This window comes from Bacillus sp. LR_5 (genome assembly GCF_042709275.1).
In genome coordinates this window covers 33358-54576 of the sequence record NZ_JAVAXX010000002.1, presented here as the reverse complement: position 1 = coordinate 54576, position 21219 = coordinate 33358, and the positions used below count along the sequence as shown (strand labels likewise).

The 21219-nt window shown below is 43.2% G+C and carries 22 protein-coding genes; 10 read left to right on the top strand and 12 right to left on the bottom strand.

Going from position 1 to position 21219, the window contains the following annotated elements:
• Nucleotides 1-7 precede the first annotated feature (7 nt).
• Both RAC86_RS01110 and yjiB read right to left on the bottom strand, forming a co-directional pair.
• On the bottom strand, nucleotides 8-1186 hold the full coding sequence (locus RAC86_RS01110) for a glycosyltransferase (protein ID WP_014113437.1): 1179 nt from the start codon (nucleotides 1184-1186) through the stop codon (nucleotides 8-10).
• Between the two features lie 22 nt (nucleotides 1187-1208).
• Nucleotides 1209-2399 (bottom strand): monooxygenase YjiB, encoded by a 1191-nt coding sequence (gene yjiB, locus RAC86_RS01105; RefSeq protein ID WP_014113436.1) that lies wholly within the window; start codon nucleotides 2397-2399, stop codon nucleotides 1209-1211.
• A 392-nt stretch (nucleotides 2400-2791) separates the two neighbouring features.
• Between yjiB and RAC86_RS01100 the strand changes: the two genes are divergently transcribed.
• Nucleotides 2792-3070 carry a hypothetical protein gene (locus RAC86_RS01100; protein ID WP_061187251.1) on the top strand — a complete coding sequence of 93 codons (279 nt, stop codon included), beginning with the start codon at nucleotides 2792-2794 and terminating at the stop codon, nucleotides 3068-3070.
• Between the two features lie 32 nt (nucleotides 3071-3102).
• Here the strand turns inward: RAC86_RS01100 and RAC86_RS01095 are convergent, their stop codons facing one another.
• The 4 genes from RAC86_RS01095 to fdhF all read right to left on the bottom strand — a co-directional run bounded on the left by RAC86_RS01095 (nucleotide 3103) and on the right by fdhF (nucleotide 8202).
• The gene (locus RAC86_RS01095) at nucleotides 3103-3720 is read right to left on the bottom strand and encodes an NUDIX hydrolase (RefSeq protein WP_072182425.1); all 618 of its coding nucleotides are present in this window, start codon (nucleotides 3718-3720) and stop codon (nucleotides 3103-3105) included.
• A 93-nt stretch (nucleotides 3721-3813) separates the two neighbouring features.
• Nucleotides 3814-4401, bottom strand: a complete 588-nt coding sequence (locus tag RAC86_RS01090) for a DUF4352 domain-containing protein (protein WP_072566122.1) — start codon at nucleotides 4399-4401, stop codon at nucleotides 3814-3816.
• Between the two features lie 290 nt (nucleotides 4402-4691).
• Complete coding sequence (locus RAC86_RS01085) at nucleotides 4692-5252, bottom strand: helical membrane plugin domain-containing protein (protein ID WP_014113432.1); 561 nt, start codon at nucleotides 5250-5252, stop codon at nucleotides 4692-4694.
• Complete coding sequence (fdhF, locus tag RAC86_RS01080; protein ID WP_072566121.1) at nucleotides 5245-8202, bottom strand: formate dehydrogenase subunit alpha; 2958 nt, start codon at nucleotides 8200-8202, stop codon at nucleotides 5245-5247. The genes RAC86_RS01085 and fdhF overlap by 8 nt, the downstream gene beginning before the upstream one ends.
• Before the next feature lie 149 nt (nucleotides 8203-8351).
• On the opposite strand from fdhF, the gene RAC86_RS01075 reads away from it, so the two are divergent.
• Together RAC86_RS01075 and RAC86_RS01070 are read left to right on the top strand one after the other, a co-directional pair.
• Nucleotides 8352-8927, top strand: a complete 576-nt coding sequence (locus RAC86_RS01075) for a YjgB family protein (protein ID WP_072566120.1) — start codon at nucleotides 8352-8354, stop codon at nucleotides 8925-8927.
• A 101-nt stretch (nucleotides 8928-9028) separates the two neighbouring features.
• Nucleotides 9029-9427, top strand: coding sequence for a ribosomal maturation YjgA family protein (locus RAC86_RS01070; protein WP_072566833.1), 399 nt, complete (start codon nucleotides 9029-9031; stop codon nucleotides 9425-9427).
• An 8-nt stretch (nucleotides 9428-9435) separates the two neighbouring features.
• Here the strand turns inward: RAC86_RS01070 and RAC86_RS01065 are convergent, their stop codons facing one another.
• A complete protein-coding gene (locus RAC86_RS01065; protein WP_072566119.1) occupies nucleotides 9436-10335 on the bottom strand; it encodes a DUF2268 domain-containing putative Zn-dependent protease in 900 nt (299 codons plus the stop codon).
• 126 nt (nucleotides 10336-10461) lie between these two features.
• On the opposite strand from RAC86_RS01065, the gene RAC86_RS01060 reads away from it, so the two are divergent.
• Complete coding sequence (locus tag RAC86_RS01060; protein ID WP_014113427.1) at nucleotides 10462-10629, top strand: YjfB family protein; 168 nt, start codon at nucleotides 10462-10464, stop codon at nucleotides 10627-10629.
• A gap of 129 nt (nucleotides 10630-10758) precedes the next feature.
• On the top strand, nucleotides 10759-11232 hold the full coding sequence (locus RAC86_RS01055) for a YjfA family protein (RefSeq protein ID WP_014113426.1): 474 nt from the start codon (nucleotides 10759-10761) through the stop codon (nucleotides 11230-11232).
• A gap of 46 nt (nucleotides 11233-11278) precedes the next feature.
• Here RAC86_RS01055 and pdaC read toward each other — a convergent pair whose 3' ends face one another.
• Complete coding sequence (gene pdaC, locus RAC86_RS01050) at nucleotides 11279-12679, bottom strand: peptidoglycan-N-acetylmuramic acid deacetylase PdaC (protein ID WP_061187247.1); 1401 nt, start codon at nucleotides 12677-12679, stop codon at nucleotides 11279-11281.
• Between the two features lie 252 nt (nucleotides 12680-12931).
• On the opposite strand from pdaC, the gene cotT reads away from it, so the two are divergent.
• From cotT to RAC86_RS01035, 3 genes are all read left to right on the top strand, one after another.
• Nucleotides 12932-13171 carry a spore coat protein CotT gene (gene cotT, locus RAC86_RS01045; RefSeq protein WP_061187246.1) on the top strand — a complete coding sequence of 80 codons (240 nt, stop codon included), beginning with the start codon at nucleotides 12932-12934 and terminating at the stop codon, nucleotides 13169-13171.
• Between the two features lie 123 nt (nucleotides 13172-13294).
• The gene (cyoE, locus tag RAC86_RS01040) at nucleotides 13295-14284 is read left to right on the top strand and encodes a heme o synthase (RefSeq protein ID WP_072566118.1); all 990 of its coding nucleotides are present in this window, start codon (nucleotides 13295-13297) and stop codon (nucleotides 14282-14284) included.
• 1006 nt (nucleotides 14285-15290) lie between these two features.
• A complete protein-coding gene (locus RAC86_RS01035) occupies nucleotides 15291-15485 on the top strand; it encodes a DUF4177 domain-containing protein (protein WP_014113421.1) in 195 nt (64 codons plus the stop codon).
• A gap of 44 nt (nucleotides 15486-15529) precedes the next feature.
• Here RAC86_RS01035 and ybaK read toward each other — a convergent pair whose 3' ends face one another.
• On the bottom strand, nucleotides 15530-16012 hold the full coding sequence (ybaK, locus tag RAC86_RS01030; RefSeq protein WP_072566116.1) for a Cys-tRNA(Pro) deacylase: 483 nt from the start codon (nucleotides 16010-16012) through the stop codon (nucleotides 15530-15532).
• A gap of 201 nt (nucleotides 16013-16213) precedes the next feature.
• Between ybaK and RAC86_RS01025 the strand changes: the two genes are divergently transcribed.
• Both RAC86_RS01025 and RAC86_RS01020 read left to right on the top strand, forming a co-directional pair.
• Entirely contained in the window at nucleotides 16214-16609 is a 396-nt protein-coding gene (locus RAC86_RS01025; RefSeq protein WP_072182415.1) for a hypothetical protein, read from the top strand.
• Between the two features lie 264 nt (nucleotides 16610-16873).
• Complete coding sequence (locus tag RAC86_RS01020; RefSeq protein WP_014113418.1) at nucleotides 16874-17377, top strand: GNAT family N-acetyltransferase; 504 nt, start codon at nucleotides 16874-16876, stop codon at nucleotides 17375-17377.
• Nucleotides 17378-17454: 77 nt separating this feature from the next.
• On the opposite strand, the gene RAC86_RS01015 is transcribed toward RAC86_RS01020, so the two are convergent.
• The 3 genes from RAC86_RS01015 to manP all read right to left on the bottom strand — a co-directional run bounded on the left by RAC86_RS01015 (nucleotide 17455) and on the right by manP (nucleotide 21128).
• Nucleotides 17455-17739: a hypothetical protein gene (locus tag RAC86_RS01015; protein ID WP_014113417.1), complete on the bottom strand. Its 285-nt coding sequence runs from the start codon at nucleotides 17737-17739 to the stop codon at nucleotides 17455-17457.
• Between the two features lie 473 nt (nucleotides 17740-18212).
• Nucleotides 18213-19160, bottom strand: coding sequence for a mannose-6-phosphate isomerase, class I (gene manA, locus RAC86_RS01010; protein WP_072566115.1), 948 nt, complete (start codon nucleotides 19158-19160; stop codon nucleotides 18213-18215).
• Nucleotides 19161-19175: 15 nt separating this feature from the next.
• Entirely contained in the window at nucleotides 19176-21128 is a 1953-nt protein-coding gene (gene manP, locus RAC86_RS01005) for a PTS mannose transporter subunit IIABC (RefSeq protein ID WP_072566114.1), read from the bottom strand.
• Nucleotides 21129-21219: the final 91 nt, after the last annotated feature.

Genomic DNA, 21219 nt, shown 5'->3' with positions numbered 1-21219 from the left:
TTGTGATTTATTGCGGTACAGCGGATTTTTTCATAAACGCTTCAATCTCAGCTGCTGCACGCTCCGCTCCGCCTGCTTCTTTTACATCCTTTTGCATATTCTTGACGCGGCTGAGCACCTCTTGATCATTGGATACGGCCTGCACTGCTTCCTGTAGCTTGGAAACACTAACGTCCTCTTTCGGCAAATAAACACCAAGGCCTAATTCATCGACACGCTTAGCAGTGAGCTCCTGCTCATACATTTGCGGAATGACGACAAGCGGCACACCGGCATTCATCGCTTCCATCGTACTGTTCATTCCGCCATGAGAAATAAACAAATCGGCTTTCGCCAATACCTCAAGCTGGGGCACACTTTGGCGAATGGTAAAGTTAGCAGGGATATCATCCAAGCCTTCAGGATCAATCGTTTTCCCGACGGACATGATCACTTGCCATGAAGAACCTCGAAATGCCTCGATGCACATCTTGTAAAATTCCGGCCAGGCGTTAAACGCCGTTCCCAATGAAATCAGCATAAGCGGGTGATCACCCTTTTCAATTTTCAAACTATCTTGTTCCGTTCGTTTTCCAAGGGAAGGGCCGACAAAACAGAAACGGTCATCGAACGTCTCATGCTGAATCTGAAAGGATTTCGGCATAAAGACAATATTTAATGCTTCCGGCACAGCTAATTGTTCAAATGAAACAGCCGGCAATTGCTCTTGCTCCAAGTAAGCTTTAAATTCAGCCTCTGCTTCTCTTATTTTTTTCAGCATGTCTTCATTTCCGAGCTGAAAGGATTCATTTTGGGCATATGACGAACAGAGCTTAATGACCGGCACATTAAGCTTGTCAGCAAACAATTTTCCAGCCAGCGCGACAAAATCATAAATGATCAGATCAGGCTGATCATCCTTATATAAATCCTCAAGCTGCGGCAGAATGCTGAGTGATTCTTTCAAAAGACTGAGCGTCGCGTCATTCTTTTCCATCATCTCCCTGATTTGCTTAGGATCAATATTCAAGGATGTATGATAGATCAATGCTTCTCCACCGGCTTGCTGAACAGCGGGCGCAAACTCCTCAGTCGTCGCATACGTGACACGATGCCCTTTCTCACAAAGCTTTTCCACTAATGCAAGCGTAGGATTGACATGCCCGTACGCCGGGATATTGATCATCGAAATATGGTGCTTTTTCATGAATCTCCAGTCTCCTTATCTATTAAATTTTCACACGGAAGCTCTTTAATCCGTATATCACGCTGTTTTCAATCGGAGTGATACTGACGCTTTCCATATGAGGAAAAGCAGAAATCAAAGACGTTAACGCGATCTTTGCTTCAAGACGGGCAAGCGGTGCCCCAAGACAAAAATGGATGCCGTGTCCAAACGCGATATGCGGATTAGGATGGCGGTGAATATCAAACAGGTGTGCCCTGTCAAACTTCGTTTCATCACGATTTGCAGATGCCACAAAAGCCAGAACCATATCACCTTCTTTAATGAGGTGTCCCCCGATCTCCGTATCCCGTTTGGCAATTCGCCTCAAAACCGGTGCAGGCGCCCTGAAACGCAGGGCCTCCTCAACAGCCTGAGGCACTAGTTCAGGATGGCTGCGAAGTTCATCATACACATCCGGAGTTTCTAATATGCTGTACATCGCATTTGAAATCAGGTTTGTCGTGGTTTCATTCCCAGCCACCAGCAGCAGCGTGCAAAACGGAACCAGCTCTTCTCCGGACAGCTTCTCGCCTGTTTCTTCCGCTTCCACTAAAATTGAAATGATGTCCTGTGCCGGTTTGTTCCGCTTTTCTTCAATGATGTTGGCAAAAAACACGGCCAGTTCTTCCTCGCACTTGTTTCGTTCTTCTAAAAAAGCTTTTTCAGCTTCTTCACTTTTATCCTTCGGCGTGCTGACCAGAAGATCAGACCATGTTTTAAACTGATCCATATGCTCCGAAGGCACTCCGAGCAGCTCAGATATCACGATAACCGGTAACGGATATGAAAAATCGTGAACAATGTCAAACTCCCTTCGCCCCTGAAATTTTTGAATCAGTTCATCTGTGATTTCCTGAATTCTCGGTTCCCATTGTTTCATCACACGCGGCGTGAAGGCTTTATTCACTACAGAACGGATTTGCGTATGCCTCGGTGGGTCCATGTTAATGATGGAATTTCCAATAGAACTCGACTGCTGCGGCATATAACTGGAAAACAGCTCTTTATCCCCAATGACTTTTTTGACATCATCATAAAGAAAAACGCTCCACACTTGGTTTTCTTCATCAAAGGAAACAGGCGCATCCTTTCTCATCGATTCGTACCATGGAAACGGATGATAAGCATCCTGTTTGTTTTTTCCATTGAGCAACGCTCGCTGCAAGGCTTGCCGGCGGTTTAACACATTCATGCATTGTCACTCCCCTTGAAAGAATTCAGCAATTGACGGTTCCATTTCACCTCCCGCTTTCGAAAAAGAGAGGGACTACCAAATATAATCAAATTGATAACAGCAGGCAGGCGATCACGATGTTCGATGCAGGCATCATATATTCCCCCTCGAATTTCGTTCATCTTACCATAATCTTTCAATTTTTTTCTATTCTGCACTGCTGTTTTGGCTCACAACGTGACCTTAGGCATAAGCACGCAAATCCAATATGCATTCAATTGCACCGCTCCAATCAGAAAATACCCCTATTTCCAACCAATAGCACTAACCTAAAAAAATGACTTTTCCATTATATAAAGCAAGCTGATTCTATGATTAAATAAAAGGTAAAAGGTGAAGGAGAGAACAACATGGCAGCACAGACTGATTTCAAAAAACAAGTTGTCGGCATCCTACTTTCACTTGCATTTGTATTGTTTGTGTTCTCTTTTTCTGAGAGACATGAAAAACCGCTTGTTGAGGGAAAAAAGCAGGAAAACTGGCATACTGTCGTTGACAAAGCCTCTGTCGAGATTTACGGCAGCCGATTAGTTGAAGAAAACAAATTAAAGCAAAAACTCGGCCATAAACAAGCCGATTCTATTTTGACCCTTCTGAAACTCGCCAATGAAAAACATATTGCGCTATAAAAAAGAAAGAGCCTTCCGGGCTCTTTCTTTGTTTAGTCACATATCGTATTCTTTTCTGGATGGCGCAAAAAGTCAAACAGCATGCTGAGCTGTGAAGGTGTGTTTCGTTTTGGAGAAAGCGGCGGGAGCCTGTCTTCCGGAAAAAAAGCGGTATGGTTCGTCTCAATTCCTGTTTCCCCCTGCCCGCCTGTTATGCTGCATTCAATGAATATCTTATAGTAATGATATGGCTGAGGCGGATGAGGGTGCTTATGGCTGTCTAGCACGGCCAGCAATCGGGACGGTTCAGTATCGTAACCCGACTCTTCTTTGATTTCTTTGATCACGTTTTCAGCCGGTGATAAACCAATCTCGCAAAACCCGCCCGGCAGTGACCACAGCTCATCATGCTTCTCCCGAACAAGCAAAATCTGATTCTCTCGAAATACTGCTCCGCGAACATCCGCTTTCGGTGTCGGATAGCCTATCTCGCCCTTCCATAAATCAGTGATAACTTCAATTTCCGTCTGAGAGTAATCCGCCATCATCTCTACGCTGAGCTTCATCAGCTCTTCGTACCTTTCCCTGTCATACACATCCTTGGAAAAAGCCAGCCCCGCTTGTGCGATTGCCCGAATCCGCTGTGCACGTTCTAGCCATTTGGTTTGCATAATTGATCACCTCACTACCATTTTATACTATCAATCTCTTTTAAAATAAAAGAAGCATGCTCCGATTTTCCGGTGACATGCTCAAAAGATACCTTAATTCAGTTTTACAAAATATGTAATATCCTCTGTTTCAAAATTTAAAAATGATGGATTATATGACAGATTAAGGTTTTTTTCTCCTTTTGGAATCACGAAACTGACTGTGCCTGTTACCTTTTTACCCGAGGCTAACTTTCCTGATTTAAGGCTTGTTTTCAGGTCAGCAGTAGATACTATGTTGGCTCTGATCGATTGATCTTTGCTGTCTTTCAATTCAAAACCGCCACTCGTATAATTGAAAGACTTGTCGCTTGTATTTTCGATCGTTACCTCAGCTATTAAAAATTCTTCATTATTATTTATTGTTTTTTCTTTGTCGCCAATTTTTGTCTTATACTCGCCTTGTTCTGCCGTCGTATATACTTTATTGACCGAGAAATTTGTGCTGGAAGCTTTAAAAGTTTCGCCTACTTTATGCACTTTTTCATCCGTTTTGATTTCTTTTTCCTCTGTTTTCTTTTCCATTGCTGTTGCTTCTTTCTTTTCTGTCTTTTGCTCAGCTGACGCATCACTGGACTGGCTGCACGCAGAAAGCGCAAATCCAATCGTTAGCACAAACAAAATGAATAATGCTTTTTTCATTGCTGTTCCTCCATCTAAAGTAATCGTTTTCTATTATAATCACGCTTTTCCTTTTCTTAACAGGGAACAAAGTAACAAATTACTCTATCATATCCATTCATAGTATAGGTCAGCCAATGACATAGATATTTATCCTTTACTGGAAAAAATACTGGACAGGCCGGTGATGGCATATCATTTTCCAAAACAAAAGCTTCTTTGTCTAGTTTCTAATTTGGGTATTTATACCCGGTTCACGAGGCTCATCTCACAAAAAACCCGAGCTGGCAGCAGCCGGCTCGGGCAGGTGATCAATCTCGCTTATTCATTTCCCTTTTCTCTCGGGGTTCCTGATGATGTTTTTGGTGCTCGGGAGGCTGAGTCGTGCGTTCCAGCTCCTTTGTATCTTGTCCCATTCCTTTTAAAAAGGAGAAAAGCAGTGTAACTGCTTTGTTGATTTCCGGGTCTTTGAGCGAGCGGATGATATCAAAATAACCTGTTTTCTCTTCGCTGTCCTTCTGTTCCACCGCGTTTGCCACACCCGCATTCACTTTCAAAATGAGGGGCTCCAGCTGTTTCACATCCAGCATGCCTAGCGTTCCAAACAGAAGAAGCAAATTTTTCAACGTATTGGCTGTTTCCTCTGTATCTGCCTTTTTCACTAAGATGTCAAGGACTTTATCTCCTTGGCCAAAAAGGCCGCGGAGTAATGGCAAAACACCACGCTCGTTCATGTGGCCAATCATATGCAGCGTTTCAAGAATGGCTTCCTTATTCTCGACTAATGCATCTTCAATTTCTTTCATATCACGCTTTCTCTGATCCTCTTCGGTTATCTCGATTTTCTGAATTCGTTTAATCGCTTTAGCCATTATGCCCAATCCCCCTTTTCACAGCGTCGCCAGGGAAAATATAATCCTTCCGCGCCCATTTCTTTTGTACCTGCACACCGATTTGCGGCTGCGGATTGCCGTTGCGGTGATTGATCTTAGGCAGCGGATTGCTTCCGTCGTACTTCAAAATTTCCATCTTGGCTGATGTTTCTTTATAAGCAGGCGTATCGGTATCCTTATCGGCATGGCTGCCTGTTAACAGGTTGATCGCTGCTTCCCCTGAATCGTTCATTGGCAGGTATACTTCCTTCCCTTTGACACGATCAGTGATCAAGCACTTCACTTTGACATTTCCGAAAGGCGATGTGAGTCTGACAAGGGTTCCGTCCTGAATCCCCCGTTCTGCCGCGAGTTCAGGAGAAATTTCTAAGAACACTTCCGGTGTTTTCTTCGAAATGCCTTTTGATTTGTAGGTCAGGTTCCCTTCGTGGAAATGCTCCAAGAGCCGCCCATTGTTGACGTGGATATCATATTCCTCACCGAACTCTTCAGGTTCTGTCCACTGAACAGGATAGAGAATGGCTTTGCCGTCTGGGAAAGGGAAGCGCTCAGTAAAAAGTAAAGGCGAATCCTTTCCATCAGCGCTTACAGGCCATTGCAGGGAGTTGTAGCCTTCAAGGCGCTCATAGGTAACGCCGGCATAAATCGGCGACAGCATGGCTGCTTCCTCCATAATGTCTCCAGGGTGCTCATAGTGCCAGTCAGCACCGAGCTTATTGGCAACCTCCATAATAATCTGCCAGTCAGGCTTTGATTCGCCCAGCGGTTCAAACACCTGATACAGCCGCTGAATACGGCGTTCAGTGTTTGTAAAGGTTCCCTCTTTTTCAAGGCTTGGGCTCGCAGGAAGAACAACATCAGCAAACTCGGCTGTACGTGAAAGGAAAATATCCTGCACCACAAAGAAATCAAGCTTTTCATATGCAGCATGTACATGATTGATATTGGAATCGACCAGACCCATTTCTTCACCTTTTACATACATCGCTTTCAGCTGACCGGAATGGATTTTTTCGATCATCTCGTGGTTGGTCATGCCCGGCTCCTTCGGCAGCGGTACACCCCACGCCTGCTCGTATTTTTGGCGGACTTGTTCGTCCGTCACTTTTTCATACCCCGGCATTCTGTCAGGCATGCTTCCGAAGTCACTTGCTCCCTGCACGTTGTTATGGCCGCGCAGTGGGTAAGAGCCTGCTCCCGGTTTTCCGTAGTTTCCTGTCACAAGCAGCAGATTTGAGATTGCCGTGCTTGTGTCACTTCCGCCAATATGCTGTGTCACGCCCATTGCCCACAAGGCGCACACACTGTCAGCCTGACCAATCATCTCTGCCATTTGGATGAGGGTTTCTTGATCAATTCCGGTTTTCTCCTCGGCATATTCAAGGGTATACGGTGCCAGGCTTTTCACATATTCATCCCGTCCGTTCACTCTTTCCTGTAAAAAGCGTTCATCGGCCTTGCCGTTTTCAATCAAAAATTTGGCGATGGCATTCAGCCAGACGATATCTGATCCGGCACGCGGCTGGACAAATAAATCTGAACGCTCTGCCATTTCGTGTTTTCTGATATCCGCTACGATCACTTTCTGCCCTCTCAGCTTATGAGCCCGTTTAATGCGAGTGGACAAGACCGGATGCGACTCAGACGTGTTCGAACCGATAATCAACACAAGGTCCGCTTGCGCGATATCTGTAATCGACCCTGAGTCACCGCCATAGCCGACTGTCCGGAACAGGCCGGCAGTCGCAGGAGATTGGCAATAGCGCGAGCAGTTGTCCACATTATTTGTGCCAATGATCCCTCTCGCCAGCTTTTGCATGAGGTAGGATTCTTCGTTTGTACATTTAGATGATGTAATAAAGGCAAGTGAATCCGGGCCAAACTCTTCTTTTAAATCCGTGAACTTGCTGGCGATCAGTGATAACGCCTCCTCCCACTCCGCTTCACGGAAATGGTCGCCTTCGCGGATCAGCGGCTTTGTCAGGCGTTCCTCACTATTCACGAAATCCCAGCCGAACTTTCCTTTCACACAAGTAGAAATGCCGTTGGCCGGCGCTTCCTCCTGCGGCTCTACTTTTAGAATGTCTCTTCCCTTTGTCCAGACATCAAAGCTGCAGCCGACACCGCAATAGGTGCAGACGGTTTTCGTTTTTTTGATTCGCTCATCACGCATGGCGGATTCCATATCAGAAATGGCGAGAATCGAGCCGTAACCTGTCTCTACGCCTTTCGTGATCTCAATCATCGGACGCAGTGTTTTGTCATTGATGCCTGTTAAATACCCGGTTTCCCCTTCCATTCCTTTTTCCATCATCGCGTTACACGGACAGACGGTAGAACAGTGGCCGCATGATACACAAGATGACTCATTGATCGGCACATCATTATCCCAAATGACGCGGGGGCGTTTCCGCTCCCAGTCAATGGTCAGTGTTTCAGTTACCTGAACGTCCTGGCACGCTTCGACACAGCGTCCGCACAAAATACATTGATCTGGATCATACCGGTAAAACGGATGAGATTCATCCTTATGGTAAGGCTTCTGGTCAAACGGGATGCTTTGGTGATTGATTTTCATTTCCTTCACCGTATTATGTATTTCGCATCCCCCGTTGTTGTAATCGCAAACTGTACAATAAAGCTCATGATTATATAAAATCTTGTCCATCCCGATGACCTGCGCTTTTTTCACATCAGGCGAAAGCGTATCAATGACATCGCCATCCTTTAATTCAGCGGAGCACGACCTCTTCAGCTCGCCATTGATGCTGACGATGCACGTATCGCATGTTTCAATCGGCCCTAAGCTTGGATGATAGCAAACTTGCGGCACTTCAATCGAACTGTTATTCAAAAGCTGAAGCACCGTCTGTTCTTCGGATGCTTCCATTTCAACGCCGTTTATTGTGATTTTTTTCTGTTCAGCCATCTCCATTCCCCTTTCTTGCTTGTGTATATACCGAATTACCCAGTTCTCTTCCCTTGCAAGGGATCAATAAAACATACAAAGCGCACTCACATGTTTTAGTGCATCATCACCGGGAAACGAGAGGATAGAATGAAAAAGGAGGGATCAGCATGAAAAAAACAATGTCTGTTCTAACCGCGGCAGCAGCACTGACAGGCTCTCTTTCCGGCTTTGGGGCGGCGTCCTTTTCAACACCGGCAAACGCCGTAACTCAAACAACCTCGCTCTCTGAAAACACAAACCAATCAGCCGCCGAGCTTGTCAAAAATCTTTACAACTCCGCCTACACAGGGGAAATGCCTCAGCAGGTGCAAGGCCTTACCATTAACAAAAGCACGAAAGGCGATGTCCATGCTACATTAGGGGAACCCGAACGACCGTCCGGAGGAGACAATCGGTTTGATTTATATCACTGGAATATGGGGAACCCGGGCTACGGATTTTCCTATCATAAAGACATGACAATTTCAGAAATCCGCTACTTTGGAACCGGTGTGGAACGGCAGCTGAATTTAGGCGGAGTTACCCCGGAAATGCTGCGGAATGAAATAGGCCCCGCGAATCGAGTGTTAACCGTCCCGTTTACCGATGAAATCGACTATGTATATGACACAGGCCGATATGAACTTCATTTTGTAATTGGCAAGGACCAGACCGCTGACCATGTAAACCTTAAAGCAAAATAAACCCATCATGCGGCTGTTCAGCCGCTTTTTTATTGGACAAATAGAAGATATATTCCTTACAATACATGGGAGATGAAGCAGAGACGGGGTATCAATTTTCAATGAAGCGAAATCGATGGATATATGCAGCTGTCACCATTCTGATCATGGTGCTGGGGCTGGGATCAAGAGCGTTCTCCAATGTTCTGCCCAATACCATCAATACTTATCTGGGAGACTCGCTGTGGGCTGCCATGATCTTTACGGGATGCGGGTTTCTATTTCAGAAAATGAAGACAATGTTGACGGGCATTATCAGTCTTTCTTTCTGTTTTATCATTGAAATCAGCCAGTTATATCACGCCGAGTGGATCGACCGGATCAGAGACACTTCTCTTGGCGGACTTGTACTGGGGTACGGATTTTTATGGAGCGATATCGAAGCGTATACGATTGGAATTGCCTTTTGTGCCGCCATAGAACGGCTGGTTCTGGGAATCAAAAAGTGCCGCTATATGTGACGCTTTTTTCATTTGGAAAACAGCCCGCACTGAGACAGAATGGTCTCCGCATCCAAGAGCGTGGCCTCGCTTATCGTCACTTGATGCTTATCCATAAATGACTGAACGGCGTGATACCCAACGGCATAACCCGCAAAAGCCGATAATCCGGCAGGCTCAAAGCCTTGGACTTTCGCAATTGGATCACCAAACATATAACGGCTTACTTCCGAAAAGCCTTTCACATCCAGCACCTCATTGATGACTTCAATGGAATACTGCAAATCTTCTTGATCAAAGCGTGTTACCCAAGGACCCAATTGAGCCTCGCCAAACAGCTCTCTGGCAAATGATTCAGCCAACCCTTCAATCACAAGATAATCTCCGACACTCACAGAGCCATGATGAAAATCAACATACGAAAACCGCAAATTATGATGAAACTCATGAGCAATAATTGAAGGTATCCTTGGCAGGTTATAGCTGTTCGGATTCATCCATACATGTATAAAGCCCGGTATCCCGCCAAATCCGCAGTAACCTTTTTGCAGCTGAAGCTTATTTGGATCGGCGATGTAAAGGCCGAATTTGATCTCGTCTGCATTCACCCGCAACTGTTCGCGCTCTGCAAAATAGATACATTGCCGGAGCGCAGATTCAGCTGTCTCTGCAGCATGTGATTCTTTCAGTATCCTTAATGCTTGCTGCCCGGCTTCAGCATCACGGACATCCAAATAACCAAGCATTTTCACAGCCATGATTACATCATAGCCGTTCGGCTCCTTCGCTCTCAGGGGAACTTGGATGGCGCTCCACATCTTTTCAAACGGCCTCATCATCATATACCGAAATTCATCCTCTCTTTTCTCTTCTACCATCGAAAACAGCTTTTCATATTGCTCAAAGGTCTTTTCCATTGCAAGATTCATCCTGATTCCCCCCTTGTCAAAAACATACGGTATGCCGCAGCGTAAGGGTCAACAGGGAAAATTAAGCCATTTTTCACTGTAAAAACATCCAAAGCCGCCGATAGGTAAGGCATAGGAGGTGGAACGATGGATATTCCTGCTTTATCAGTTGCGATGCACCAAGCATCCCTTGCCCAAAATGTTGATATCGCCTTAACGAAAAAAATGCTGGACACCGCCCAGCAAAATGCCGATCAAACCTTAAAGATGATTCAGCATCCGACGCTCGGACAAACCATTGATATAAAAGGTTAACCCCCACACCAAAGGCGGCCAAGAACTCCATCCTCCCGGCCGCCTTTATTGTTCACAAAAAAGCATGCATGTTTTGATTGTTCCTCCGTATGATTTATTGTTTGCCATATTAAGGAGGTCATAAAGGACATGAAAAAACTGTTTACGAAGGCTTCATTGGTGTTATTCGCAGTTGTATTTGTTTTTGCCGTCAAAGGAGCGCCCGCCAATGCGGAAACCCATGCCTATGATGGAAAAAGCCCTTATTACAATGATTGTGCGTCCAGCGGCTCTACAAAAAAATCCTCAAACTTAGTGAATGCCAACAATCAAGTCATCGGAGTAGTCGAGCTTAAATTCAGCAGTACATGTAAAACGGCTTGGGCAAAAATCACGATGAATCATACATTGACGTCAGGCTTTGAAGCAAATGCGGAGATTACCCGGAACACGGACGGAAAGAGATATAATTGTGATTCTGCAGGCGGCAATGGAAAAGCGGTGGCCGGGCAAAAATCTTGTTATACTCCGATGGTATATGATTTAGATCCAAGGACTTCTTACGCTTTCGGCAAGTATTCAGGACCCAACCTGAATGTTTGGGCCACCACAGGCTCTTATTAAAAAGAAAAAAGGCTGTCCGGGCAATATCCGCGGCAGCCTTTACGTATTAATTTGCTTCTCTTTGTTTTTTAACCTCTTCAAGCTGAGAGACCGTCACCAATTGATAGCCTTGATCAGTGAGCTTTTTGATAATTTCATCGGCAGCATCAGCAGAGGTGCGGTAAATGTCGTGAATCAAGATGGTTCTTCCATCTCCCGCCTGACTCATGACACGGTCAACGATTGTTTTTTTGTTTCGGTCTTTCCAATCTTCCGGATCAACATCCCATAACGCGACATCCATTTTCAATTGACTCCGCAGCTCATCATTAATGCCGCCGTATGGAGGTCTTACAAGCGTCGGGCGGTATCCGCTTATTTTTTCAATGATATCTTGCGTGTCATTGATTTGCTTTAACGCCTCTTTCACTGAAAGCCTTGTGAGAAGCGGATGGCTCCACGAATGGTTCCCCACCTCATTTCCTTCCTTTAGCATTCTTTTTAGCGTTTCCGGATAATATTGCACCCTGCTCCCGAGAACAAAAAACGTGGCATGTCCCTTATATTTCTTCAAGGAGTCCAGAATCTGATTTGTTGTCGCAGGATTCGGGCCGTCGTCGAAAGTAAGCGCAATGACTTTTTGATTTGGATCAACCGCTTCTTCTTTGGGCAAAGAAATCACTTCATGCTTCGGCTTTTTCTCTTTGATTTTATTTTTGTTTTTTGCTTTATCAATATATTGTTCTTTCACGATGTCTTTCAAAAGGCTTTTCTTAATGGCAATCGATTGCTCTCCAAGATAACCTGCTGCGACCTGATATGTATCAAAATAAAATTCGATATAATCTTCCTTGATGGCAAAGCGGCTGAAATTATCTGTTTTCGGTGCCGTTCCTTCCTTTAACAGCGCATCGTCTGCAGCAATGTCCTTATCCTTTTTCAGCTCATGATAAGCGATTAACGAGAGCTTATGTAAATAGTCAGCGTCCTCTTTGAAAATATCATCGATTGAAAGAAAAGCTTGTTTACTAAAATCATAGTTGAACGTTTTTTTCACAGTTTGCCCGTGTGCACCGCCGATATATTTATATTCATTAAATACAATCGCTACAGTCTGCTTGGCATAATGGACAATTTTATAATCAACATTTAATTCGTTGCGCTTTGTCGTATGTTCCTGGTCAACGTCTTTTGTTTCCTTCTGAAATTGGCGAACCTCTTTCTCTGCGAAACTCTTTAATACCGAATCCATTTTTTTATTTTTGAAAACGGGATAGTTGACCGCGTAATTGAAGGTTTTCCCGTCATTCACAAGCGTTGCGATCTCCACATTCCCATACTGAGAATCAGTTTTTACTTTATTCATAACCGTTTCTTTTTTTAATGAATTATGAAAAAAGCCGATAAGGCCCGCCACACATACGACTGCTATTAATACATGAAACCATTTGATTCTTTTTGCCAACAACCCAAATTCCTTCTTTCATAACCGTTTCGATTTATTTTTCATCAGTTAGAACTGTATCTATTTAGAAATACTTTTGTAACATTAGAGTAACATTTATTTCACATTTGTAATACTATGAGATTTAGAAGTTCTTGTCAATCCTTTTTCAGGGATTTCATCATAAAAAAAATCCGATTTCTCGAATGTACATACACCCAACCTAAACATCAAGAATATGGTAAAAGGAATAAAAAAACTAGGGAGGTTTTCCTCTTGGATTATCCTTTGAATGAACAGACATTTGAACAAATTACACCTTATGATGAAAGACAGCCTTATTATTATCAGCGCCCGAGACCGCCATTTTATCCGCCTTATTATTACCCAAGACCGTTCTATCCGTTTTATCCGCGTCCGCCTTACTATTACCCGCGCCCACGCCCGCCTTACTACCCTTGGTACGGTTACGGCGGAGGATATGGTGGAGGATACGGCGGAGGATACGGATACTAAACGCCGTTTACCAAAATGGGGGCAGTCCAGCTCCCCATTTTTTTGTTTTAAAAAATGACAATATCATGACAAATATAGGAAATAATTGTGATTCCATAGCCCTCTTGTTACGATAACAAAAGCATGCAGTTTTGGGGGAGGCGTCTGTTTTTGGAGAATACAAGAGATTCTGCAGCTCTATCTGAAACGAAATACATAAAAGCTTCGAACCGGGTAACAGTTTACGATTTTATCAAACTTGCAAAACCCGGCATTATCATATCAAACTCGATAGCAGCCTTCGGCGGATTTTGGATCGCGTTTGCAAGCGCAGAAAAACCATTAACCGGAATGGCTTTTTTGATGACAATGGTGACAGCAATGCTTGGAACTGCGTTTGTAATGGCTTCTGGCACTGTTTATAACAACTTTTTTGATCGGCATATGGACGCAAAAATGGCACGCACCCGCAGCAGGGCCTCCGTCACAGGAAAAATGCCGCCTGCCATGATCTTAACGTATGGCTCCGTCTTAGGAATCGCAGGCCTTGCAATGCTGTATTCCCTCAATCCATTAACTGCCCTTCTCGGACTGGCTGCCTTTATTTTTTATGCAATAATCTATACAGTATGGGTGAAACGAACCTCTGTGTGGAGCACATTTGTCGGGAGCTTCCCGGGAGCTGCGCCGCCGTTGATGGGGTATTGTGCGGTAACCGGAGACATCAGTATGACTGCAGTGCTGTTGTACGCGATTATGTTTCTGTGGCAGCCCCCGCATTTTTGGGCGATTGGGATCAGACGCAAAGAGGAATATCGGGCAGCAGGCGTTCCGCTCTTGCCGGTTGTAAAAGGAAATCATGTAACAAAAATAAAAATGATTCAATATATTGCAGTTCTGGTGCCGGTCACGCTATTATTTCCTTTTTCTCTCGGCACCGGCCATATCAGCCCATTTTATTTCTTAGCTGCCCTGGTTCTCGGAGGCATATGGATCAAAAAAAGCATTCAGGGATTCAAAACGGAAGATGACGTCAAGTGGGCAAAGGATATGTTTGTCTACTCGCTCATTTATTTTTGCTTGCTGTTTTTGATCATGATGGTTGATTCATTTGTGATGTTTTTGATCAGATGATGTTATGCAAAAAGAGCCACACATTAATGTGACTCTTTTTTATTTGGAAAAACTGCATCTAATAGAAATGTCACGATCAAAAACACAGCCATGCAAATCAAAAATCGGACGATTTCACTCAAAATCCAGCTATGGGCAATACGCATACCATCGGTTTCTCGGAGGGTTGCGCATATTGAAAAAATCATGAGTATGTTTTTTAAAGTTTCTTTGTTCATGAAATACCATCGCCTTCTTAAAATATTACTGAAATGCAAAATAAATGATGAGGTAAAGTCCAGTCGGATACAAAACATGTCTGCATCGTTGCATGTTTTAATTGAATGATATCCTTGTTTTTTTCAGCCAGCCATTTTGCAAAGTTCAGGCAAACAGATGAAAACTGCTTCAGAGAAAAAGCAGATCTTTTGCGATAAACTAAGCAGCGGAAAGCTCGAACCGTCTGCTGCTGTACTCTCGCCTAATGAAAATAAGAACATTAGAATAAGTCAATCGGGAAATGCACTTTTTTCTTAAAGCCGATACAAGAAAAAATAAACCCATAAACGAAAAGACAGCACGTCCCCCAGCTTACTATCGGGTGTTCGCTCTATAAACTCGAACTTTTTTTCCATCATCAGGTATTATAAGCCAAAAACAAACAAAAAAAGAATTTTTCTTTATCTGCATGCAAGAACAGTAAGAGAAATTGTACCGATTATCCATATGATAGTTTGCCTATGTTCATAGATTTGGAAGTCTAGAAAATTGAAACGGAACCCGCTGCCAAAGTTAGTGGAAGCGAGCTTGTTGCAGACCTATTTCATTGAAAACTTACGCTTGTTATTGTTGGGGTCATTGCAGATGCGGAAAAGAATTTCATGTGTTGCCATTTATAAAGAAGACATTGAGAAAGTGGACACTCGTAAGGCCTTATTTCTATTACAAATTTTACTTTTGCCCTACACCCATGTTTTCGGAACATCCCTCTCACTCTTACGTATACCTTAATAGGAGGGATCAAACGATGAAAGAGTATGAATTCGTAAGAGTTGAACTGAGTACGATGAGAAGAAGGCCTAAAGAAGACTACCAGCAAATCATCCATGACTATGCGAAAAGAGGCTGGACATTCATTCAGATTTTCGCTCCCAGTATAGATGGGTATGGAGCAGCTGCTTATTTTGAGATCATATTTGAAAGAGATGTGGAAAAAGCTTAGTCCATATGACTAAGCTTTTTCGGTTTATCTTCATTGCGTGCCATCTATACAATTTCTGCAAATGCGGCATCGCATGCTTTCGCTAAATCTTGAGGCGCCACCTTTAGCTGCATACCGATTTTCCCTGCACTGACAATGATAAAATCAAGTGTTTCAGCGGCTGCATCAATATAGGTCGGGAACGATTTTTTCATGCCAATTGGTGAACAGCCGCCGCGAACATAGCCAGTTACCCCTAATAATTCCTTCATCGCAATCATTTCTATTTTCTTTTCTCCTATTACTTTTGCTGCCTTTTTTACATCTAATTCTTCTGCAACGGGTACAACAAAGACGTAATAATCTTTTGCTCCTGCTGTTGCCACCAATGTTTTATATACATATTCTGAAGGATAACCGATTTTTTCCGAAACAGAGATGCCATCTACCGGTTGGCCGCCTTCTGTTTTATACCCTAATAACTCATAGGAGATGTTCTGCTGTTCTATCAAACGAACCGCATTTGTTTTTGCCATTTTTTTCGCCATACTTTTCCCCCACTATCGAAAAAAACCTAAATATACTGTGATTAATATATAAATACTATCATCGAAAACAGACATATGCTATTAACCTGCATGTTCAAAAGAGAGAAAAACCTCTAGAAAGCCAAAATACGAAACAAAAAGGAATGAACGACATGTAATAACATACAATTTGTATGAATGTAAAATTAAGGAGTGGTTGCTTTGTATCATTACTATTATGGTCCCGCGTTAATTCCTTACTTTACACATACTCATAACACTCAAAGAAATCCAGACTTTTCAGAAAGACAGCGAAGAAGAGAAATCACACTGAATGTAGATGGCATTATACCGCCATCTTCCTCTGAGGATCTCGGAGACGGCTTTTATTCCTTCGCATGGACTGGCCAACAGGTAATAGATCCTGGTGAATATCTTGTTTGTCATCTTGAAGGAAGAGATATACAAGTGATTAATGGCGGGTTTACCCCACGCGATACTGCTCCATTGTATGCAATCGCAAGCTTTCCAAGGAGAAGAAACCAATGGGTCATAATCATTCATAACCCTGTTCAAACCCAAAGAGCGATATCGCTTTACTTGATTGCGAAAAGGTAGTACAAAATGTTTTCAGCAGAAACAGAAAAACGGGTAGGAACGCTTTGATATCAGCGCTTTCCTACCCGTTTTGGATTTATGACACTTCCGATCTTTCCCCGTCAAGACAGTGCGAAAGGAAGTTGGTGCCCGTAGAAATTTGGTTTCAATAAAACAATTCATTTCAAATTCAGCTCATGTTCTTCATGTCCAAGAATTTTTGCACCGATAAATATTTCAATATGTTATCATGATTACCAGTTAAAAGAAAAGAGGATTAGATATATGGTTCTTGAAACAAATCGGCTGCTTTTAAAAACGATTGATATTCCCCTTCTTAACGCTGCATCTAAACGAGATCATCAGGCCATTAAAGACCTAGGTTATGAAACAAATGGTGAATGGCCAAATCCTGATTTTTTTGAAGCCATCCCTTATTTCCGCGAGAAATTAGTTAAAAACAATGGAACAAAAGGATTTGATTCATGGATTATTGTAAAGAAGGACAATCATGAAATTGTAGGAGGAACCGGATTTTTAGGTGACCCGGATACGAATGGCATGATTGAAATCGGCTTTGCAACAAATAAAAGCCAACGCCGCAAAGGGTATTGTGTTGAGGCTGCCCAAAAAATAATAAACTGGGCCTTAAGCCAAGATACGGTGAACCATATCACAGCTAGATGTGAACATAACAATTTTGGTTCACAACATATTTTAGAGACCTTAGGGTTTGAATTGGAGCATAAGTCAGAAGATTTTATGCATTGGAGATACGTTACCATGTAAAACAATAAAACAAAGAGATAAACCCTCCCTCTAAACTGAGAGCGGGTTTTTCTTCAAACAATATTTGTACAGTTTCCTTACTCGTCTTTTCTATCTTTATCGGTATCTTCAGGATCCTCAACTGGATCTTCAGGATCAGGATCATTATCTTTTTCATCATCTTTATTGATGGTATCATCCTCATCGACACCTGGAGCGTTGTTATTGTCAGTATCTTGGTTGTTGCCGTTATTATCTTGATCGTTCTCCTCAACATCCGGAGCATTGTTATTATTATCATTATTATCTTGACCATTATTACAGCCCATTAATACAAAACTCGATAGAAACAACGCACTAACGATTTGCAGCCATTTTTTCATTTCCATCCTCCTTTCTTCTTTTTAATCCCTATAAGTTTGTCCAGCATGTTTACTTTAATTCGTTGCATTCTTATATATTCTTTCTTGAATTCCATCTTTATCATTCCAGCATATCAATTCCTCTTTTTGCGAAAACTAAGTATCAAAAATTATGATAGAAAGTTGCTCTAAAATGAATCATTTCCGGTGAATAACCGCCGAAACAGAGGGATGATGTGGGTGTCTCTTTTAGGTTGAGGAGCTAGTATAGCTGCAATTGTTTTAAGAAAAAATAACAGCAGAAAAAATGTGTTATAGCCGATTCAAGGTTTAATTAACAACGTTAAACAAAATAATGTAAAACCACGAACTTAAAGAACGTCAGGCTTTAAATCGTGAATGCGGGTGGGACTAAAATAAAGGACATAAAAACCCTCCAATTTAAGAAGGGTTTTTCCACATTCAGCAACACTTTAGTCTGCTACATTAAACAATTATAGATGAGAGACAATGCACTCTGCCTGTCCCTCCAGTTTAAATTCTCCAAAACCGTAGGGCAGCAACATATGATCTCCTTTTTTGAAGGTATTGACATACCCACTGGATATCATTCGGCCTTCCCCTTCAATAACACTGATAAGAAGGAATGGTTTTTGTTGTTGTAGGCTTGCTGATCCTGATAAATTCCACTTTTTTACCGAAAAGTAAGCGCATTCAATCAATGTTGTTGTAAATAACTCCTCTATTTGTTCATGATGAACTGTTTGCCGATCTAGAATAGATGGAACCTCTATCACTTCTATGCCCTTCTCCAGATGAAGCTCGCGCAGCTTACCTTCTGCATCTTTTCGTTCATAATCATATAATCTGTAGGTTGTATCTGAATTCTGCTGCGTCTCTAAAACGAGAATGCCTTTTCCAATCGCATGAACGGTACCGCTTGGCACATAGAAGAAATCCCCCGGCTTTACCTTTACCCGGCGCAAAAGTTCGTCCCATTCTCCAAGTTCAATCATCGAGATCAGTTCTTCCTTTGTTTTTGCGTTGTGTCCGTAAATGATCTCAGCATCTTTTTCGCAATCAATGATGTACCAGCATTCGGTTTTTCCGAGTTCCCCGTTTTCATGTATTTTGGCGAACTCATCATTCGGATGCACCTGAACGGATAAATCTTGGTCTGCATCTAACATTTTTGTAAGAAGAGGGAAACGGTCCCCTTCAAGATGTCCGAATAAATATCTGTGTTGCTCCCATAATTCGCAGAGCGTAAACCCTTTATACATTCCGTTTAGAACAACGCTTTGTCCATTTTGATGAGCAGCAAAAGCCCAGCACTCCCCTGTTCGTTCTGACGGAATGTTATAGCCGAAAGCAGATAAAGCGGTGCCGCCCCAAATCCTCTCTTTGAAAACAGGCTTGAAAAATAACGGTTCAGCCGTCATGAAAATCCCCCCGCATTACACGATTTCATCCAGTAGCTTGTATACTTCTTCTTTTGTTTGCACGGAGAGCAGCTGCTTCCTATAGCTATCATCCATTAGTTTTCGGGATAACATCTGCAATATTTTCAGATGCTGGTTCCCTCCGCTCTCTTTCGGTACAGCAATCATAAAGATTAATTTTGCATCTGATCCATCCAGGCTGTTCCAGTCAACACCTGATCGTTTGATTCCAAAGGCAACACTCGGCTTCCTGACCGCCTCAGATTTCCCGTGCGGAATTGCGATATTCATGCCAATCGCCGTTGTTCCCTGTTGTTCACGATTCAAAATGGCTTGTTTAAACCCGCTCTCGGACAGCAGCATACCTTTGCGGGACAATGTTTGAATCATTTCATCAATAATGTCATCCCTGGTTTTCCCTGATAAATGTGGTTCAATCAGCTCGGGGCTGATGATGTCTGTCAGTTTTTTGATTTCCGTCATCTCAGCTTTTTGGCTTTCGGCTTGAATCGGCTGCGGTATTTCTTTTGCTGCAGCAGCTTCACTTGGGGGTGCCGCTTCGCTGAGCACAGGGGACGCCGCCGTAATATCCTTTTTTAGTACATTGACGAACAGAGCAGTGACCAGAGATCCCGCCAATACAGCAATAAAAAACATCAAGACATGATCAACTGCACCAAGCACTGCAACGATAGGCCCGCCGTGCGCTACTCTGTCTCCCACATTGCCAATCATCGCTATCACAGAACCCGTCATAGAACCTGCCATAATACTGGGAATGACTCGAAGAGGATCCTGTGCCGCAAATGGAATGGCTCCTTCAGTGATGCCAAAGAGCCCCATCGTAAATGCCGCTTTCCCCATTTCTCTTTGTGACGCCTCAAATTTTCTTTTTCCAAAAAACGTTGCAATCCCAAGGCCAATCGGCGGAATACAAATGGAGACGGCAATTGGCCCCATAATTTCATAATTTCCTTCTCCAATCATTGCCGAGCCAAACAGAAATGCCACCTTGTTTACGGGACCGCCCATATCAAATGAGATCATCGCGCCTAAAATCAGTGCCAGAAGGATCGAGCTCGATCCTTTCATCCCCGCCAGCCAAACCGTTAAAGATGTGAAAATTTGAGCTACAGGTGCGCCGATCAAAAACACAAACGCTAAACCTACAATCAGTGATGCAAACACCGGAATGATAATAATTGGCATGATCGGTTGGATTGCTTTTGGCACTTTTAATTTTTTTATCCCAAGTGCAGCATAGCCAGCCAAAAATCCGGCAATGATTCCACCGAGGAAACCGGCGCCGCTTGCGCTGTCATAAAAACTTCCAGTCGCTGCAATATATCCGCCGATCATCCCTGGCACAAGCCCCGGCTTATCAGCGATGCTATATGCGATATAGCCGGCTAAAATCGGAATCATAAATGAAAATGAAGCACTGCCGATCTGTTCAATCGTTTTCCAGAAGGAATCATCCGGAATAACTAAGCCTTTAGGTGTTTTCTCACCCCCAAGCGTTAATGCAACCGCTATCAATAATCCGCCGACAACAATAAAAGGAACCATAAATGAAACGCCGTTCATTAAATGACGGTAAATCGGATTTTGTTTCTTCTCCTGATGATTACCGGATTCCGATTTTGAAGCGGAACGATAGACCGGTATATCCCCGCTAAGTGCTTTTTGAATCAATTCTTCCGGTTTACGAATGCCATCCTGAACCCCGACAGACAGCAGTTTTTTGCCTATAAATCGATCTTTGTTTACCGAGCGGTCTGCCGCAATAATGATCGCGTCCGCTTCCCGAATCTCCTCTTTGGTTAGCTCATTTTCTACCCCGACTCCGCCCTGGGTCTCAACCATGATGCTAACGCCTAATCTGTCAGCTGCTTTTTGCAGATTTTCCGCTGCCATATACGTATGGGCAATTCCGTTCGGACAAGATGTAATCGCTAACAGTTTCATACGAAACCTCCTTTAAAGTGTGAATAACAAGATCTTGTCTCAACTGTATACCGAAATCATGCCGTTAAAATCGCTTTTTTTTACCATAAGT